The 15,138-nt window shown below is 70.4% G+C and carries 13 protein-coding genes; 5 read left to right on the top strand and 8 right to left on the bottom strand.

Annotated elements, in window-relative coordinates; translation table 11 throughout:
- The first annotated feature begins 136 nt into the window (after nucleotides 1–136).
- From KIK06_RS22870 to KIK06_RS22850, 5 genes are all read left to right on the top strand, one after another.
- Nucleotides 137–466, top strand: a complete 330-nt coding sequence (locus KIK06_RS22870; RefSeq protein WP_268645027.1) for a hypothetical protein — start codon at nucleotides 137–139, stop codon at nucleotides 464–466.
- A complete protein-coding gene (locus tag KIK06_RS22865) occupies nucleotides 456–1,988 on the top strand; it encodes a sensor histidine kinase (RefSeq protein ID WP_268645026.1) in 1,533 nt (510 codons plus the stop codon). The genes KIK06_RS22870 and KIK06_RS22865 overlap by 11 nt, the downstream gene beginning before the upstream one ends.
- Nucleotides 1,985–2,644 carry a response regulator transcription factor gene (locus KIK06_RS22860; RefSeq protein WP_017599062.1) on the top strand — a complete coding sequence of 220 codons (660 nt, stop codon included), beginning with the start codon at nucleotides 1,985–1,987 and terminating at the stop codon, nucleotides 2,642–2,644. Before KIK06_RS22865 ends, KIK06_RS22860 begins: the two co-directional genes overlap by 4 nt.
- 92 nt (nucleotides 2,645–2,736) lie before the next feature.
- A complete protein-coding gene (locus KIK06_RS22855) occupies nucleotides 2,737–3,351 on the top strand; it encodes a DUF4956 domain-containing protein (RefSeq protein WP_051059162.1) in 615 nt (204 codons plus the stop codon).
- Nucleotides 3,306–4,145: a polyphosphate polymerase domain-containing protein gene (locus KIK06_RS22850; protein ID WP_442789792.1), complete on the top strand. Its 840-nt coding sequence runs from the start codon at nucleotides 3,306–3,308 to the stop codon at nucleotides 4,143–4,145. The genes KIK06_RS22855 and KIK06_RS22850 overlap by 46 nt, the downstream gene beginning before the upstream one ends.
- A gap of 195 nt (nucleotides 4,146–4,340) precedes the next feature.
- Here KIK06_RS22850 and KIK06_RS22845 read toward each other — a convergent pair whose 3' ends face one another.
- The 8 genes from KIK06_RS22845 to KIK06_RS22810 form a co-directional block, all read right to left on the bottom strand.
- A complete protein-coding gene (locus tag KIK06_RS22845; RefSeq protein ID WP_327084689.1) occupies nucleotides 4,341–5,882 on the bottom strand; it encodes a multicopper oxidase family protein in 1,542 nt (513 codons plus the stop codon).
- 77 nt (nucleotides 5,883–5,959) lie between these two features.
- Nucleotides 5,960–6,418: a hypothetical protein gene (locus KIK06_RS22840; protein ID WP_017599058.1), complete on the bottom strand. Its 459-nt coding sequence runs from the start codon at nucleotides 6,416–6,418 to the stop codon at nucleotides 5,960–5,962.
- Between the two features lie 154 nt (nucleotides 6,419–6,572).
- Nucleotides 6,573–8,384 (bottom strand): alkyl/aryl-sulfatase, encoded by a 1,812-nt coding sequence (locus KIK06_RS22835; RefSeq protein WP_268645023.1) that lies wholly within the window; start codon nucleotides 8,382–8,384, stop codon nucleotides 6,573–6,575.
- Between the two features lie 250 nt (nucleotides 8,385–8,634).
- Complete coding sequence (locus KIK06_RS22830) at nucleotides 8,635–10,635, bottom strand: heavy metal translocating P-type ATPase (protein ID WP_268645022.1); 2,001 nt, start codon at nucleotides 10,633–10,635, stop codon at nucleotides 8,635–8,637.
- A 424-nt stretch (nucleotides 10,636–11,059) separates the two neighbouring features.
- Nucleotides 11,060–11,560 carry a hypothetical protein gene (locus KIK06_RS22825; RefSeq protein ID WP_152486304.1) on the bottom strand — a complete coding sequence of 167 codons (501 nt, stop codon included), beginning with the start codon at nucleotides 11,558–11,560 and terminating at the stop codon, nucleotides 11,060–11,062.
- Entirely contained in the window at nucleotides 11,557–14,127 is a 2,571-nt protein-coding gene (locus KIK06_RS22820; protein WP_268645021.1) for a hypothetical protein, read from the bottom strand. Before KIK06_RS22820 ends, KIK06_RS22825 begins: the two co-directional genes overlap by 4 nt.
- Before the next feature lie 41 nt (nucleotides 14,128–14,168).
- Nucleotides 14,169–14,540, bottom strand: a complete 372-nt coding sequence (locus KIK06_RS22815; protein WP_268645020.1) for a DUF6507 family protein — start codon at nucleotides 14,538–14,540, stop codon at nucleotides 14,169–14,171.
- The gene (locus KIK06_RS22810) at nucleotides 14,537–14,863 is read right to left on the bottom strand and encodes a cell envelope biogenesis protein TolA (RefSeq protein WP_268645019.1); all 327 of its coding nucleotides are present in this window, start codon (nucleotides 14,861–14,863) and stop codon (nucleotides 14,537–14,539) included. Before KIK06_RS22810 ends, KIK06_RS22815 begins: the two co-directional genes overlap by 4 nt.
- Nucleotides 14,864–15,138: the final 275 nt, after the last annotated feature.

Genomic DNA, 15,138 nt, shown 5'->3' with positions numbered 1-15,138 from the left:
CGGCACGGCGCCCCCTCGGGTTCCTCCGAGGGGGCGCGCCCACGCCTGACGCGTCACGCGTTCCCCGCCGAGGATGAAGATTCCCTCATACTGGTTTCATCTGGGCACTCTCCGGAATCGGGCATGCTCAGGCCCTATGAGATCACCACTACTGCTGCTGGCGAGCGCGGTGCTGGCGGCCGTCCTGGTCGTGGGCGCCGTGTTCGCGTGGGCGTCGTCCGCCCCCGGGACGCGGACGCGCCCGCCGGAGGAGGTCGTGGTCGGCGAGTCCCCGGAGGGCGCCGCCAACCCCTCCGCCGACGACGACGTCGTCGCCCCTCCCCCTCCCGTCACCAACAGGGACGGGGCCACCGCCTCCCCGTCACCGGATCCGTCGTCCGCGCCCCCACCGCCGTACACCTGCGACGACGATGACGACTGCCACGGAGACGACGACGCGGACGACTGGGGCGACGATGACGACTGACGCACGCTCCGACGCGTCCCCCTCGGACGAGGCCCCGGACCACCCGTCCGGTCCCGCCTCCGACGACCCCTCACGCACCCTCGTCCTGCGCGGCCCCCTCCCCGACGTCCCCCAGCGCCGCCGCGTCCCCGCCCGGCTGCTGATCGTGGCGTGGGTGGTCACCCTGATGGCGGCGGTCCTGGTCCTGGTCACCACCGTCACGTGGAGCGCGCTCACCGCGAGCGCCGACGCGGGTGTCGACCGCGCGCTGACCCAGGAGACCGCCGAGTTCCGCGAGTTCGCCGCCGTGGGGGTCGACCCGACCACCGGTGAGCCCTTCACCGACGTGTCCGCCCTCATCCGCGTCCACCTGGAACGGCAGTACCCCGACGAGGCCGAGATCCTCTTCGGCTGGGTGGCGACGGACTCCGGACGGATCCGCCAGGGCCAGGAACCGCCCTTCGACGTGTCGGCCGACCCCGCGCTGGTCGCCGAGGTCCTCGACTCCCCCCACGCGCGCGGAACCCTGGACACCCCGGCCGGACCCATGGAGTGGGAGAAGATCCACGTCCTCCCCCCGGCCGGGAGGGAAGGGGCCGAGGGCTGGTTCGTCACCGGGTACTTCACCGAGCGCGGCGCCGCGGAGATCGCCGACACCACGCGCACGGTCGCGCTGGTCAGCCTGGTCGGCCTGCTCGCGGCGAGCACGGCCGCCTGGTGGGTGGCCGGGAGCATCCTCACCCCCGTGCGCCTGGTGCGCCAGGCCGCGGCGGAGATCACCGAGGAGGACCTCACCCGCCGCATCGAGGTGTCCGGCCGGGACGACATCGCCGCCCTGGCCGAGCAGTTCAACCACATGCTCGACCGCCTGGAGGGCGCCTTCCTCGACCAGCGCCGCTTCCTCGACGACGCCGGGCACGAACTGCGCACCCCCATCACCATCGTGCGCGGGCACCTGGAGCTCATGGGCGACGACCCCGGGGAGCGGCGCGAGGTGGTCCGCCTGGTCACCGACGAGCTCGACCGGATGGCGCGCATCGTGGAGGAGCTGCTGCTGCTCGCCAAGGTCCAGCGGCCCGACTTCCTCCGCGCGGAGGAGGTGTCGCTGGCCGAGCTGACCAGCGACATCGACGCCAAGGCCCGGCAGCTCGGCGACCGGGACTGGCGGCTGGAGTCCGTGGCGGAGGGGACGGCCGCGCTCGACCCGCAGCGGGTCACGCAGGCGGTCGTGCAGCTGGCCGCCAACGCCGTCCGGCACACCGGACCGGGCGCCACCCTCCGTGTCGGCTCCTCCGTCAGCGGCCCCGACGTGCTGTTCTGGGTGAGCGACCACGGACCGGGTATCCCGCCCGAGGAGCACGGCCGGATCTTCGAGCGGTTCGCGCGCGGCGGCTCCGCCCGCGCCGACCGGGGATCCGGGTTGGGGCTCGCCATCGTCCGCGCCATCGCCGAGGCGCACCACGGCCGCGTGGACCTGCGTTCGGCACCCGGCGCCGGATCCACCTTCACCCTCGTCATCCCCCTCGGAAGGGAGCACGTGTGAGTCGTGTCCTGATCGTCGAGGACGAGGAGCGGATCGCCTCCTTCGTCCGCAAGGGCCTGTCCGCGAGCGGGTTCGCGACGACCGTCGTCGGCACCGGGTCGGAGGCCGTCGACTACGCGGTCACCGGCGGGTTCGACCTCATGCTCCTCGACCTGGGGCTGCCGGACGCGGACGGGTTCGACGTGCTGCGGCGGGTGCGCTCCCTGGGCGTGGACATCCCCGTGGTCATCCTCACCGCGCGCGACACCGTGCGCGACACGGTGACGGGGTTGGAGATCGGCGCCGACGACTACGTCACCAAGCCGTTCAGCTTCGAGGAACTGCTGGCCCGGGTGCGGCTGCGGCTGCGTTCGGAGCGGCCCGCGGAGACGACGGTGCTGCGCGCGGGCGGGCTCGTGTTGGACCTGCGCACGCGCAGGGTGGACGTGGACGGCACCGCGACCGACCTCACCGGACGGGAGTTCGCGCTGCTGGAGCTGCTCATGCGCCACCCCGACCAGGTGCTGTCCCGGCAGCAGATGCTGTCGCACGTGTGGGGCTACGACCACGACCCCGGGTCGAACGTGGTGGACGTGTTCGTGCGGGCGCTGCGGCGCAAGGTGGGCACGGAACGGATCGTGACCGTCCGGGGCATGGGGTACCGGCTGCTCCGGTGACGGGGTCGGCACCGGCACCGATGGGCGCCGGATGAACGTTCCCTCATCCGGCGCTCATCGTCCCGTCACGGTCGGCCACCAGAGTGGTCACCATGATCTGGTTCGCTCTGGCGGTCGACCTGACCGCGATCACCCTCTTGGCCTACGTCCTCTACTTCCGCCGCCACGGCCGGCGGGACCTGCTCCTGGCCTACGTCGCGCTGAACACCGGCATCTTCGGGATCGTCGCGATGCTGACCCAGCGCGAGGTGGGTCTGGCGGTCGGTTTCGGCCTCTTCGGCGTGCTGTCCATCCTGCGGCTGCGCTCGGACACGATCAGCCAGGGCGAGATCGGCTACTACTTCACGGCGATCGCGCTCGGCCTGGTCAACGCGGTCGCGGCGGCCTCCCCGTGGATGCTGCTCGGTCTCAACGCGCTGCTGCTCACGGTCATGTTCGTGGCGGACAGTCCGCGGCTGCTGCCCCGGGAGGAGCGCCGCGTCGTCACGCTGGACGTGGTGCACGAGGACCCGGTGTCGCTGCGCCAGGACCTGGAGGCCCGGCTGCGCGGTCGGGTGCGCCGGGTGGACGTCACCGAGACCGACTACGTGCGCGACCTCATGGTGGTCGACGTCCGCTTCAGCGTCCCGCGTACCGACGGCGCGCCCTCGGAGCCGCCCGCGTGGACGGCCGTGTTCCCCTCTCCGGCCCGGGCGGGGCGCCGGTGAGCCCGCTCCCTCCCGCTCTGGACGGGCTCGGCGACCTCCGGCCGGTGCCGCTGGAGGAGGTCAACGCGCGCGCCGCGCTGGTGGCCCGCGCCTGCCGCACGTACCTCGTGCCCACCCGCCTGGTGCACGCGGTCTTCGCGGGGGCGGCGTCCCGGTACGGCGTGCTGACCATCGGCGGCCGCGGGTCCTTCCTGTACTCGTCGACCTACCTGGACACACCCGGGCTGGACACGTTCCACGACCACCGGCAACGGCGGCGGCTGCGGTACAAGGTGCGGGTGCGCACCTACGTCGACACCCGCACCCGGATGTGCGAGGTCAAGCTCAAGGGGGCCCGCGGCGGCACCGACAAGCGGCGCGCCGAACTTCCGGGGCCGCCCGACCGGCTGACCGAGCGGGACCGCGCGTTCGTGGACGGCACGCTGCGCGGGTACGGGCTGGAGCCGCCGGAGGACCTGGTGCCGAGCGCGGTCACCGACTACCGCAGGACCACGCTCGTCGCCGACTCCGGCGCGGAGCGGGTGACGCTGGACACCGACCTGGTCGGGTACCGCGGCGGACGCTCCGTCAGGACGCGCCCGGACGCGGTGCTCGTGGAGGTCAAGACGCGCGGCGGACTGACCGCGACCGAGCGCCGCCTGCACGAGCACGGCCTGCGCGAGGTGGGCTTCAGCAAGTACGCGGCGGTGCTGACCGCCCTCGAACCGGGGCTGCGGGGCAACCGGTGGCGCCGCGCGATGCGCGACTGCCTGGAGCCCGGCGTCGACGCGCCGGAGCGGTCCGAGGCCGGGTGACGGCGCCACGGCGGTCCGGTTCGGGCGCCGGTGGGGTTCCGCACGACGAGTCGAGCCGCGGACGAGGAACGAGCGGCAGGCGACGACGAGGAGGAAGAATCCCTGCCTTGAGGGCGCCCGAACACGGGCTGGGGCGAAGCGGAGGCCCAGAACGAACACAGCGAGGTTTCACGTGAAACCTCGGCCGCCCGCCCGTCACGCGGAGTAGCCGACGACCCCCATCATCCCGGCCTCCCCGTGGTAGACGTTGTGACAGTGCGTCATCCACAGTCCGGGGTTGTCGGCGTCGAAGTCGCACGACAGCGTCTGACCGGGCAGCAGGATCACGGTGTCCTTGCGCGGGCCGTCCGCCCCGACCTGGAAGTGGTGCCCGTGCAGGTGCATGGGGTGCCACATGTCGGTCGCGTTGGTGAACGTCAGCCTGACCCGCTGGCCCTCCGCCACCCGGAAGGCGTTCCCGGCGGGGTCCTCCGGGTCGTGGCGGCGGCCGTTCAGCCCCCAGTCGAAGTCCGCCATCCCTCCGGTCAGCTCGATCCGGTGCTCGACCTCGGGGTCGGCCTCGGCCAGGCGCGCCCCCTCGTCGGCGGTGAGGTCGGTCGCCACGATGACGCGGCCCTCCAGTTCCTCCGGGCGCGTGTCGGCCTCCGGAGCCGAACCCCCGCCGGTGCGCACGACGGCGAAGGCGGCCCGCCCCTTGCCCTCCGCCAGCGCCACCAGGGGGAACGCGCCGTCCTCCAGGGTGACCAGCACGTCGAAGCGCTCGCCCATGCCGATCAGCAGCGCGTCGGCCTCCCGGTGCTCGACCGGGTACCCGTCGGTGTGGGTGACGGTCATCGTGTGTCGGCCGAGCGCGACCCGGAAGGCGGTGTCGCCGCCCGCGTTGACGAACCGGACGCGCACCCGCGCGCCCGGAGCCGCCTCGAAGGTGCGCGGGTCCCCCGCCGGACGCCCGTTGACCAGGTACTCCGGGTAGTAGACGTCCCCGGCGTCCCCGCCCAGGTAATCGCTGGCGGCGCCCATCAGCGTGCGCCCCATGCGCATCGGGCCGTCCCCGTCGCCCGAACCGTGGCCGCCGTGGCCCGAACCCCCGTCCATGCCGCCGCCCATGCCCTGGAGCAGCTCGTCGAGGACGTCGTCCGGGGTGCCGCCGACACCGTCGAGCCAGTCGTCGAGGACGACCACCCACTCCTCGTCGTACGACAGCGGCTCGTCCGGGTCCTCGACGACGAACGGCACGTACAGCCCCCGGTCGAGCTGGGTGCCGACGTGCGGGTGGAACCAGTGGGTGCCGGGGTTGGCGGCCACGAAGCGGTAGGTGAACCGCTCCCCGGGGGCGACGGCGTCCTGGGTCAGGCCGGGGACGCCGTCCATGTCGTTGCGCAGGGCCGGGCCGTGCCAGTGCACGCTGGTGGGGTCGGGCAGGTCGTTGACGAGTTCGGCGACGACGGTGTCGCCCGCGCCGACCCGCAGCTCGTCCCCGGGCACGGACGTCCCGTAGGCCCAGGTGGCGGCGGTCGTGCCCGCGAGGTCGAGGGTGGTGGGGGCGGCGGTGAGGGTGACCCGGTGCTCGCGCCCGGTGGCGGAGCGCCCGTCCTCGACGGCGCCGACGCGGGCGTCGTCCGGGGTGATAAGCGAGGCGCGGGTCTGTCCGCCCCCGCCCGAACAGGCGCCGAGGAGGACGGCCCCGCCGAGGGCGGTGCCCCCTCCGACGAAGGCGCGGCGGCTGATTCCGGGCACGCGGAAAGCGGATGCGGACATGGTGGAACGACCTTTCGGTTGACGGATCCGGAGAACGTCTGGGGGGCAGACGGCTTCTAGATCCGCAGAACCGAGAGCTCGGAGAGGTCGGGGGCGCGGGGCGGGGCGGCCGACCACCGGTCCGCTCGGAGGGCCGCCATGGCGGGAGGCAAAGGCAGCACGACGTCGGGCACCGGCGCGGGCGCGGGCAGGTCGGGGGTGGGATGCCCGGTCCAGCAGGTGGGCGCGGCGGCCGGGCAGTCGGCCGGGCCCGCGTGGGACACGTCCGCGTGGCCGGGGGCCGTCTGGGACGACGTCACCGGAACCAGGGCCGTGCCGCCGTGCAGCGCGTCGTGGACCGCGGCCGTGCCGCCGACGGGTGTCACGGGCTCGGCCGGAGCCGCGTGGGCGATCGGCTCGCCGGGCTGCTCCAGGGTGGCCGGACTCCACTCACCGATGCCGTGCCAGGCCAGGACCAGCAGGACGAGAACTGCCATGGCCAGGGCGGACGCCCAGCGACGCAGCATCGCGCGCACGGCATGCCTCCCCCCTGGCGGCCGGAACGCACCGTCGCGCCCCGCTCACCCGCGAACATACCACCGAGGGGTATGGAGGCGGTGTCGGGTCACGACATGAGAGGGGCCGCCGCCCCGTGTCCGACCGGGACGGCGGCCCACCCGGGCGGGCCTCTCAGGGCGTGACGATCGGGAAGTTGGGGTCGGGGGCGTCGAGCACGTCCACGAGCCGCTGGAGCACGCCGAGGTCTCCGGTGTGGTCGACCTCGTCCAGGCCGCCCTCCCCGGAGATCAGCCCCAACAGCTTCCCCCTGGTGAGCCGGAGGGTCAGGTCGGCGTCCCCGGAGAGCGCGCCGTCGGCCCTCCAGTGCACGAACGCCCCGTTGGACAGCCGCGTGCGGTAGCGCTCCCCGAGATCGGTGAACTCCCAGTCGACGGTGAGCGGGGTCCGTGCCGCCTTGAGCCCGTCGACGCGGATGCCGATGAGGTCGAAGACCTGGGTGACGGTGAGCGACGCCGTCATGCGGGCGAAGGCGAGCGACGTCGGGGTCACGCTCTCACGCAGCTCCCGGGCGCCCATCAGGTAGCAGTTGCGCCAGGTGGCGTTCTCCGCGCCGAAGCCGAGCCGCTCGAAGACGGACGCCAGGAGCTCCCGGGCGCCCGTGTGCGCGGGGTCGGCGAACACCGCGTGCCGGAGGAGCTGGGCGGCGAAGCGGTCGTCGCCGTCGTCGGCGTAGGCGCGCGCCTTGTCCACCACGGCGTCGACGCCGCCGATCGTGGCCACGTACCGCTTGGCGGTCTCCTCCGGGGGGTGCTCCCACAGGGAGGCGGGGTGCCCGTCGTACCAGCCCAGGTAGCGCTGGTAGACCGCCTTGACGTTGTGGGAGAGCGAGCCGTAGTAGCCGCGGGTGCTCCAGACCCGGTCCAGGTCGGGGGGCAGCGTCAGCTCCTCGGCGATCTCGGCTCCGGTCAGGCCCCGGTTGAGCAGGCGGAGCGTCTGGTCGTGCAGGTAGCAGTACACGTCGCGCTGCTGTGACAGGTACTCCATCGCCCGGTCCCGGCCCCACGTGGGCCAGTGGTGGGAGGCGAACAGGACGTCGGTGTCGTCGGCGAAGAGCTGGATCGCCTCGTTGAGGTAGCGCGACCACGCCCGGGCGTCGCGGACCAAGGCGCCGCGCAGGGTGAGGACGTTGTGCATGTTGTGGGTGGCGTTCTCCGCCATGCACAGCGCGCGGCGGTCGGGCAGCAGGAAGTTCATCTCCGCGGGCGCCTCGGTGCCCGGGGTCAGCTGGAACACCAGGCGCACCCCGTCGACGGTCTCCTCCTGGCCGGTGCGGGTGACGTCCAGTGTCGGGGGGACCAGGCCGGGTTCGCCGTGGGAGGTGGCCATCCCCAGGCCCATGCCGACCATCCCCCGCGCGCCGACGTCCAGGAACGCGCCGGAGTAGTACATGCCGCGCCGCAACATGGCCGGTCCCGCGTAGACGTTCTCCGCCACGGCGTGCGCCATGAACCCCTCCGGGGCGAGGATCGGCACGTCGTCCCGCTCGGGGTCGGTCACGCCGAGGACGCCGCCGAAGTGGTCGATGTGGGAGTGCGTGTAGATCACACCGGTGACCGGACGCTCGCCCCGGTGCTCGCGGTACAGGCCCAGAGCGGCCGCGGCCGTCTCCCGCGAGACCAGCGGGTCGACCACGACGACGCCGTCGTCGCCCTCGATGAGCGTCATGTTCGACAGGTCCAGGCCGCGGACCTGGTAGACGCCGTCGGTGACCTCGTACAGCCCCTGGCGCGCGCAGAGCTGGCTCTGCCGCCACAGGCTCGGGTCGACGGTGTCGGCGCGCTCCCCGTCGAGGAAGGAGAAGGCGTCGCTGTCCCAGACCACCCTGCCCTGGTCGTCGCGGACGACGCCGGGGGTGAGGGCGGCGACGAACCCGCGGTCGGCGTCGTCGAAGTCGGTTCGGTCCTCGAATCTGAGCTCGGTCACGTTCTCCCCTTCACAGACCGTCCGGGACCGCGGGCACGGGCCCGGCCCCTCCCCATGCTGGTTCGGGGCACGCCACGGATCCCTCCGCCGACGGGCAAGGGGACGGCAAGATCCGGTCGGAATCGGTACGGAGATTCAGCCCTGGTGTGAGGACCGGGACGACCGGCCGCCGACGGCCGAGGAAGAGCGGGCGGTCGAGATCCGGGGCCGTTCGAGAACGTCGGGTGGGGCGACTGACGGGCGCCCCCGATCAGTCCGCCGGGCGCAGGTCCACCCGTCGCAGGAGTTGGGCGTTGAGCGCCACGATGATCGTGGACAGGCTCATGAGCACGGCGCCGACGGCGGGTGCCAGCACGAACCCGACCGGCGCGAGCACCCCGGCGGCCAGCGGCACCGCCACGACGTTGTACCCGGCCGCCCACACCAGGTTCTCCAGCATCTTCCGGTACCCGGCCTCCGACAGCCGCCGGACCGACAGCACCCCGCGCGGATCATCCGAGGCCAGGACGACCCCGGCGGACTCGATCGCCACGTCGGTCCCCGCGCCGATCGCGATCCCCACGTCCGCCCTGGCCAGGGCAGGGGCGTCGTTCACCCCGTCGCCGACCATCGCCACCAGGTGCCCGCGGTCCTGGAGGTCGCGCACCACGGCGTCCTTCTCGTCGGGCAGGACCTGGGCGAACACCTCGTCGAGCCCGAGCCGCTCCGCGACCGCGTCGGCCACGTTCTGAGCGTCACCCGTCACCATCGCCACCCGCACCCCGGCCGCCCGCAGCTCCCGCACCGCCTCCTCCGACTCCGGACGCACCTCGTCGGCCAGCGCGACCGCGCCGACGACCCGGCCGTCGGCGACCACGTGCAGCACGGAGTCCCCCCGTTCCCGCCACGGCCGGGTGCGTTCCGCCAACTCGTCGGGGACGGTCAGGTCCAACTCCTCCAGCAGGGACGGACCGCCGACGTGGACGGTGCTCCCCTCGACCTCGGCCCGGACCCCGCGCCCGGTGAGGGAGCGGAAGTCGGTCGCGGAGGGGACGTCCCCCTCCTCCTCGGCGGCCCGGACGATCGCCCGGGCCAGCGGGTGCTCGGAGTCGGACTCGGTCGCCGCCGCCAGGGAGAGCACCCGGTCGGCGGACTCCCCCTCCAACGCCGCGACGTCCTGCACCGCGTGCGTTCCGCTGGTGAGCGTGCCGGTCTTGTCGAACAGGACCGTGTCCACCAACCGGGTCCGCTCCAGGGCCAGACGGTCCTTGACCAGGATCCCGCCGCGCGCGGACATGGTGGTGGAGATCGCGATGACCAGCGGGATCGCCAGCCCCAACGCGTGCGGGCAGGCGATGACGAGCACGGTGACGGTGCGCTCGACGGCCTCGTTCGCCAGTCCGAGGGCGATCCACACGGCCGCCGTGAGCACGGCCGCGCCGAGCGCGAACCAGAACAGCAGGGCGGCGGCCCGGTCGGCGAGCGTCTGCGCCCGTGAGCGCGACGACTGCGCCTCGCCGACCAGCCGTCGGATCCCGGCCAGGGTGGTGTCCTCGCCGACGGCGTCGATCCGGACGCGCACGGAGGTGTCGGTGGCCACGGTTCCGGCGACCACCCGGTCGCCCTCGGTCCGCGTGACGGTGCGGGACTCTCCGGTGATCATGGACTCGTCCATGGCGGCGGTGCCCTCGGTCACCGTCCCGTCGGCGGGCACCCGGCCGCCGGAGCGGACCAGGACGGTGTCCCCCTCGCGCAGGTCGGTGGTGGCGACCTCCTCGGTACCGCCGTCGGCGTCGATCCGCTCGGCCGTGTCGGGCAGGAGCGCGGCCAGGGCCTCCAGCGCCCCGGACGCCTGCCCGAGCGCCCGCATCTCCAGCCAGTGGCCGAGCAGCATGACCACGATGAGCAGGACGAGTTCCCACCAGAAGTCGAGCCCGCGCCCGACGACGCCCAGCGTGGCGAGCAGGCTGGACACGAACCCGACGGTGATGGCCGTGGCGACCAGCGTCATCATGCCGGGCCTGCGGTCGCGGAGTTCGCCGACGACGCCGGAGAGGAACGGCCACCCGCCGTAGAGGTAGACGACGGAGCCCAGGACCGGCGCGACCCAACCGAGCCAGTCGGGAACCTGGTAGCCGAACCAGCCGGAGATCATGTGGCTCGTGAGCACCACGGGGAGACTGAGCAGCAGACTCCACCAGAAGCGGACCCGGAAGACCGCCGCGTGGTCCCCGTGCCCTTCGTGTCCCGATCCGTGTTCACCTGTGGACATGTCGACCTCCCCGGGCCAACCTACGGACCGGAGGAGGGCCGGACGGGGTTCCCACGCCGAGTCCGCCCTGGCGTCCCGGCTACCCCGCGTCGGCCGGGTCGGCGTCGAGCAGCCCGCAGAACCGCTCGCCCTCGGTCAACTCAGCCTTCATCCACGACGTGCACACCGGGTGCTCCATTCACCGCAAACCAGGAAGAAAGTTCATCTCCAGCAAGAAGGTGAACTCCTCCTTATCCGATATCGACCGGACCAATTACCCAGCCTTCATCCCCAGAAAGATTAGCCCTCGAAAGTTTCGCCCGCGCCAGATTAACACGCCCCCTCGCCCCCACCCCCGAACCAAATACCACGCAGGTCAGACACCCGTAGATCTGCATCCCAGAAGTTCATCCTGCTTCTCTTGTTACGTTTCCCCGAGAGAGCCTCATCCATCGAAGGACGACAGAGATTCTTCACTCAGGTCCGACAACGGCTTCAGTAGTCTGCACTTCTCCGGAGCCTTTCTTGGGATAGAGTACTCCCCGATCTCAATCGCCCCAGAGGGGCTGAGATTTACCACGCTCCCCCTCCTATAGATCAGCAACAACGGCTCGAAAGGATTCGCGAACCCGGGCATTTCATCACCCCGATCCAGCAAAGCAGCAAAGTGCAGAGACCACTCTATCGTCTTGAATGTGTAGTATGTACCCCCCTCCGATATTGAGTTAACTACATCTCGAACCTTCGCCTCGGGCGCACGAAAACTTGGGTCAACAGACTCGGCGATATCATAAAATGGCCAAGCGGACTCCCTGTACTCTGAAGCCCAGAGTGCAGCTCTCCTCAGATATTCTTGAAAAAGTCGCACCTGGGATTTCCTCGAGTCGGCCGAAGAATCCCACCTAATCCCCTTCGCCCAGTTGCAAAATTTATCGAACTCACTCATTTTCTATACCCCTCCAAGATGACCAAAGCAACCTCTTCCGCGTTTGTCAGACTCTCATTAAGAGCGATGTCGGGTTCATTCCACCGCCCTCGGTAATGCCCAAAGGGATCCGCCTTCCCTTCGGACCGAGAAACATCATGGGCTCCGTAGTGCTCTGAGTTAGGCCTGTAAACGACCTCTTCATAGACGTCGTCCCACTGCCAATTTGATGGGTGCGAGGAATTGTACGGCATGCCCCACTCCATGAGCTTGCTCTCAATAGCCTCATGCTCAATCCATCTTCTGAAGAATTCTTTCTCAGAATCTGGAACCTTCCCCTGTGTTGCCTGCTCCCACCAGTTCGCAATGTGACCCATCGGAGTGAATCTACCCCGACTGACCTCATTTGCTCCGACGGCAACATCATGGTCCCTCAAAAAGATGTGCTCTTTAATGCGATTCACTACACCCTGATCGACACCTGTGAGTTCGGAAATGGCTTCAACATCACCGGCGGCCTCCCTGATTCGCTCATAAGCTTTAGCGTGTTCAACGCTATCAGGGATTTCAATGTATGCCACACCGTCTTCGTCAAACCATCTTCCGGAAGCATCTGTACTACCAAACTCAACAAGGTCACCCCACTTGTCCTTGACCATGGCGGGCTCAACTGTATTCGGATCGGGCCCGTCCGGTGATCCTGGTTTTTCCCCAGTATCCGTGCCGCCTGTTTCGGTTATAGATCGCGGCTCTTGCGAGAGCGCTCCCCCGGGAGAGAGCGTCTCGTCCTCATCCGGGGAAGGGGCGCGGTCGTCATCATCGCGGCCGTCATCATCGCCGCCGCTCCCGGTGCGATCCCTGGGAGGCTGGTCGTCACCACCGTCACTGCCGCCGTCGGTGGCGGGTTCCGGGCTCTCCGACTCCTCGCGCGGGCCGTCGCCAGCCTCCCGGTCGCCCCGGCGCTCGGGCTGATCGGTGTCCTGTGGGCTTGAGGTGTCGTCGTCACGCGCCCCGGGATCGTCGCGTCGCTGGTCGGTGTCCGGGCGGGTCTCGGGCCGGTCCTCACCATCGGAGCGCTGATCCGTGTCCTCGTCGTCGGACCGGTTCGGTGGTCTGCCACCGCCCTGAGACTGAGCCCCCTCATCCGATCGCGGGTTGACCGGGTTCCGCGGGGGCGACGGCTCATTCCCACCCGTCGGCGCCGGACCGTTCGGGTTCGGGGACGGTGTCTCCGGACGGGGACCGGGATTGGGCCGGAACCGCTCCGGATCCAACAGTGAATCCCGCACCCCGTCCATTTCGCTGTCGAACCGCTCACTGGTAGAGCCGCCCCCGGCCCCGGCGTCCGACCGCTCCCTGACCGATGCGCCCCAGGAGTGTCCACCGGACGTCGACGGATCGTTCCTGCCCCGGTCGGAGAAGGAGCCGTCCCGGTCGGTGGGGACATCGACATCGATGGTGGCCGCGGTCCCCAGACCCGACACGGTCTTGATGATCTTGAGCGGGATCCCTCCGGTGAGCATCACCGTGTTGAAGGCCGTGGTCGCCTCGTGGTACTCCGGATCCTCCTCACGCCGGGACCAGGCGCTGAAACCCTCCCGGAACTCCACACCGGTGTTCTGGACGTTGCCGGTCCAGCGGTCCCAGGAGGCCCCCCAATAGGCCTCGTCCCGCCGGTCCCAGTCGAACAGCCACCCCTCCTCGTCATGGATCCCCACCATGGCGGCCGTGTTCATTCCCGCGTCCCCGAGATTGACCCCGGCGTTGCGCACCTGGTCCCACGGAAGGAGCGTCCACCCCCGGTCAGGGCTCCACACACCCACGGTCGTCGCCAGTCCCACCCCGGTGCCCCACAGACCGTCGACCACGAAGACGTCCCAGGCGGCCTGACCGGTACTGTCCTCGAAGGTCATGAGGGAGGGGTGGAACTCGGTTCCCGCCCAGGCCGTGAGGTCGTTGGCCGTGTTCGCGTAGGAGTCGAGGTCCAGGCCGGGAACGCTGCGCTCGCCGACGCCCGGAGGCAGCCCGTACTCGACGACGTCGGGGCCGTGCGCCGTGCCGGGAGCGGCGTAGCGGGTTCCACCGGACAGCTCGGCGATCGTGTTGGCGCACGCGATCTCCGCCTCGTTGAACGTCTCCCAGGCGGTGTTGACCTCGGACTTGAGACGAATGTTCTCCTGGATCGCCAGTGAGTCCGTCTCCTCGTCGTTGTCCAGCCACCACCACTTCCGGTCGCTGTGCCGGTTGACGAAGCTCTGCGCCTGCATCCTGAGGTTGTTCAGCGACCGCCGCGCGGTCGTGGCGGCCTCGGCCAGGTCCTCCAACGCGCCCGCGACGGTGACCAGGTCACTCTCGATGTCCTCGCCCCGGGTCACCATCGGGTTCATCTTGGCGAAGAGCTCCTCGCTCTCCGGCGCCTCGTAGTGGGCTTGCAGACCCTGCCACGTGGAGCGCATGTCCTCGGCCTCGGCCGCGAGGTTCTCCCCGCCGGTGCGCAGCTTCTCGGCGGCGAAGTTGAGTGACCAGGTGTCGGTCAGGGGGTAGGGGATGGCTTCCGGATCGATGAGGGTGAAGGGGCTGGGGTCCACCCCGTCCTGGGGGGCGGTGGGCTCGAAGCCTCCGGGCGTGGTCACACCGGGCCTCCCATGCGGGCGGGCCCGTCCTCACCCAGATCGAGGTTGGAGCCGGTTCCGGCCCTCCGTTGCGCCGTGAGCGCCATCTCCTCCTGGCCGTCCTGGTAGGCGAGGGTGGCTTCGTTGGCTCCCACGACGCAGGACAGGCCACGGGTGAGCATCGCGTCCGTCTCGCTGGTGAAGTGGCCGAGGAAGCTGGACAGGGCCTCCTCCACCGGAGGGCTCTTGACGTTGGTCAGAGCCATGTCGATCCCGTCCGACGTGGAATCGACGGTCGAGGTGAAGCCGCCGCCGTCCAGGCCCAGTTGGTCGCTCACGTCGTTCACGAGGAGCGCCACCTCGTAGACGTTGATGTTCCACCGGCTCACCGGGGGCCTCCCCCACCGGAGGAGGTGAATCGGTGGGCGGGGAACTCGGGAACGACGTCGGCCGGTGGGGAGCCCGTGTCGCGGGCCTCCGCCATGCTCTGCTCGGCGACACGGGCCATGAGCAGGTCGAGCGAGGCGCGAACACCCTCCATCGGCCTGGCCATACGCTCGCGTACGGGTCGGCGGAGGACGTCGATCCGGTCCTCGATGCCGGTGGCTCGGTACGGGTCCCGTGCGTCCTCCACTGAAAGTGAGGAATGCTCACTTTTCTGTTCGGAGGCGACGAGCCCTTCCTCTGGCGGCTCCACCAGCTCGAACTTCATTCCGTCGATCCCCTTCGCCGCTTTGTTGGCATTGCATCCGCTTTATGGAGAATTCAGTAGCAGTATGCACATCGACGGTGACGGTCTCCCGTCGGTTCCGCCCCCGGGAGACGGTCATCCACACCAGGAAGCAGCAGTCCGACCAGCGCATACACCGAGGCACCGAGAATCACGGAGCCTTTCGGTGGCGCACATCACTTCCCTGGCCACATGTGGCCGCACCGCGCAACGACCGGAAAATCGACTCACGTCATTCGGGAAGGACCGTGCAGACG

The organism is Nocardiopsis sp. EMB25, from assembly GCF_026797795.1.
GTDB classification, from domain to species: domain Bacteria; phylum Actinomycetota; class Actinomycetes; order Streptosporangiales; family Streptosporangiaceae; genus Nocardiopsis; species Nocardiopsis lucentensis.
This window is presented reverse-complemented; position numbering and strand designations above follow the sequence as displayed.

Excerpts from the sequence above, each read along its gene's own strand:
- KIK06_RS22870 (WP_268645027.1), top strand. The coding sequence starts at position 137 with ATGAGATCACCACTACTGCTGCTGGCGAGCGCGGTGCTGGCGGCCGTC.
- KIK06_RS22865 (WP_268645026.1), top strand. The coding sequence starts at position 456 with ATGACGACTGACGCACGCTCCGACGCGTCCCCCTCGGACGAGGCCCCG.
- KIK06_RS22855 (WP_051059162.1), top strand. The coding sequence starts at position 2,737 with ATGATCTGGTTCGCTCTGGCGGTCGACCTGACCGCGATCACCCTCTTG.
- KIK06_RS22830 (WP_268645022.1), bottom strand. The coding sequence starts at position 10,635 with ATGTCCACAGGTGAACACGGATCGGGACACGAAGGGCACGGGGACCAC.
- KIK06_RS22825 (WP_152486304.1), bottom strand. The coding sequence starts at position 11,560 with ATGAGTGAGTTCGATAAATTTTGCAACTGGGCGAAGGGGATTAGGTGG.
- KIK06_RS22810 (WP_268645019.1), bottom strand. The coding sequence starts at position 14,863 with ATGAAGTTCGAGCTGGTGGAGCCGCCAGAGGAAGGGCTCGTCGCCTCC.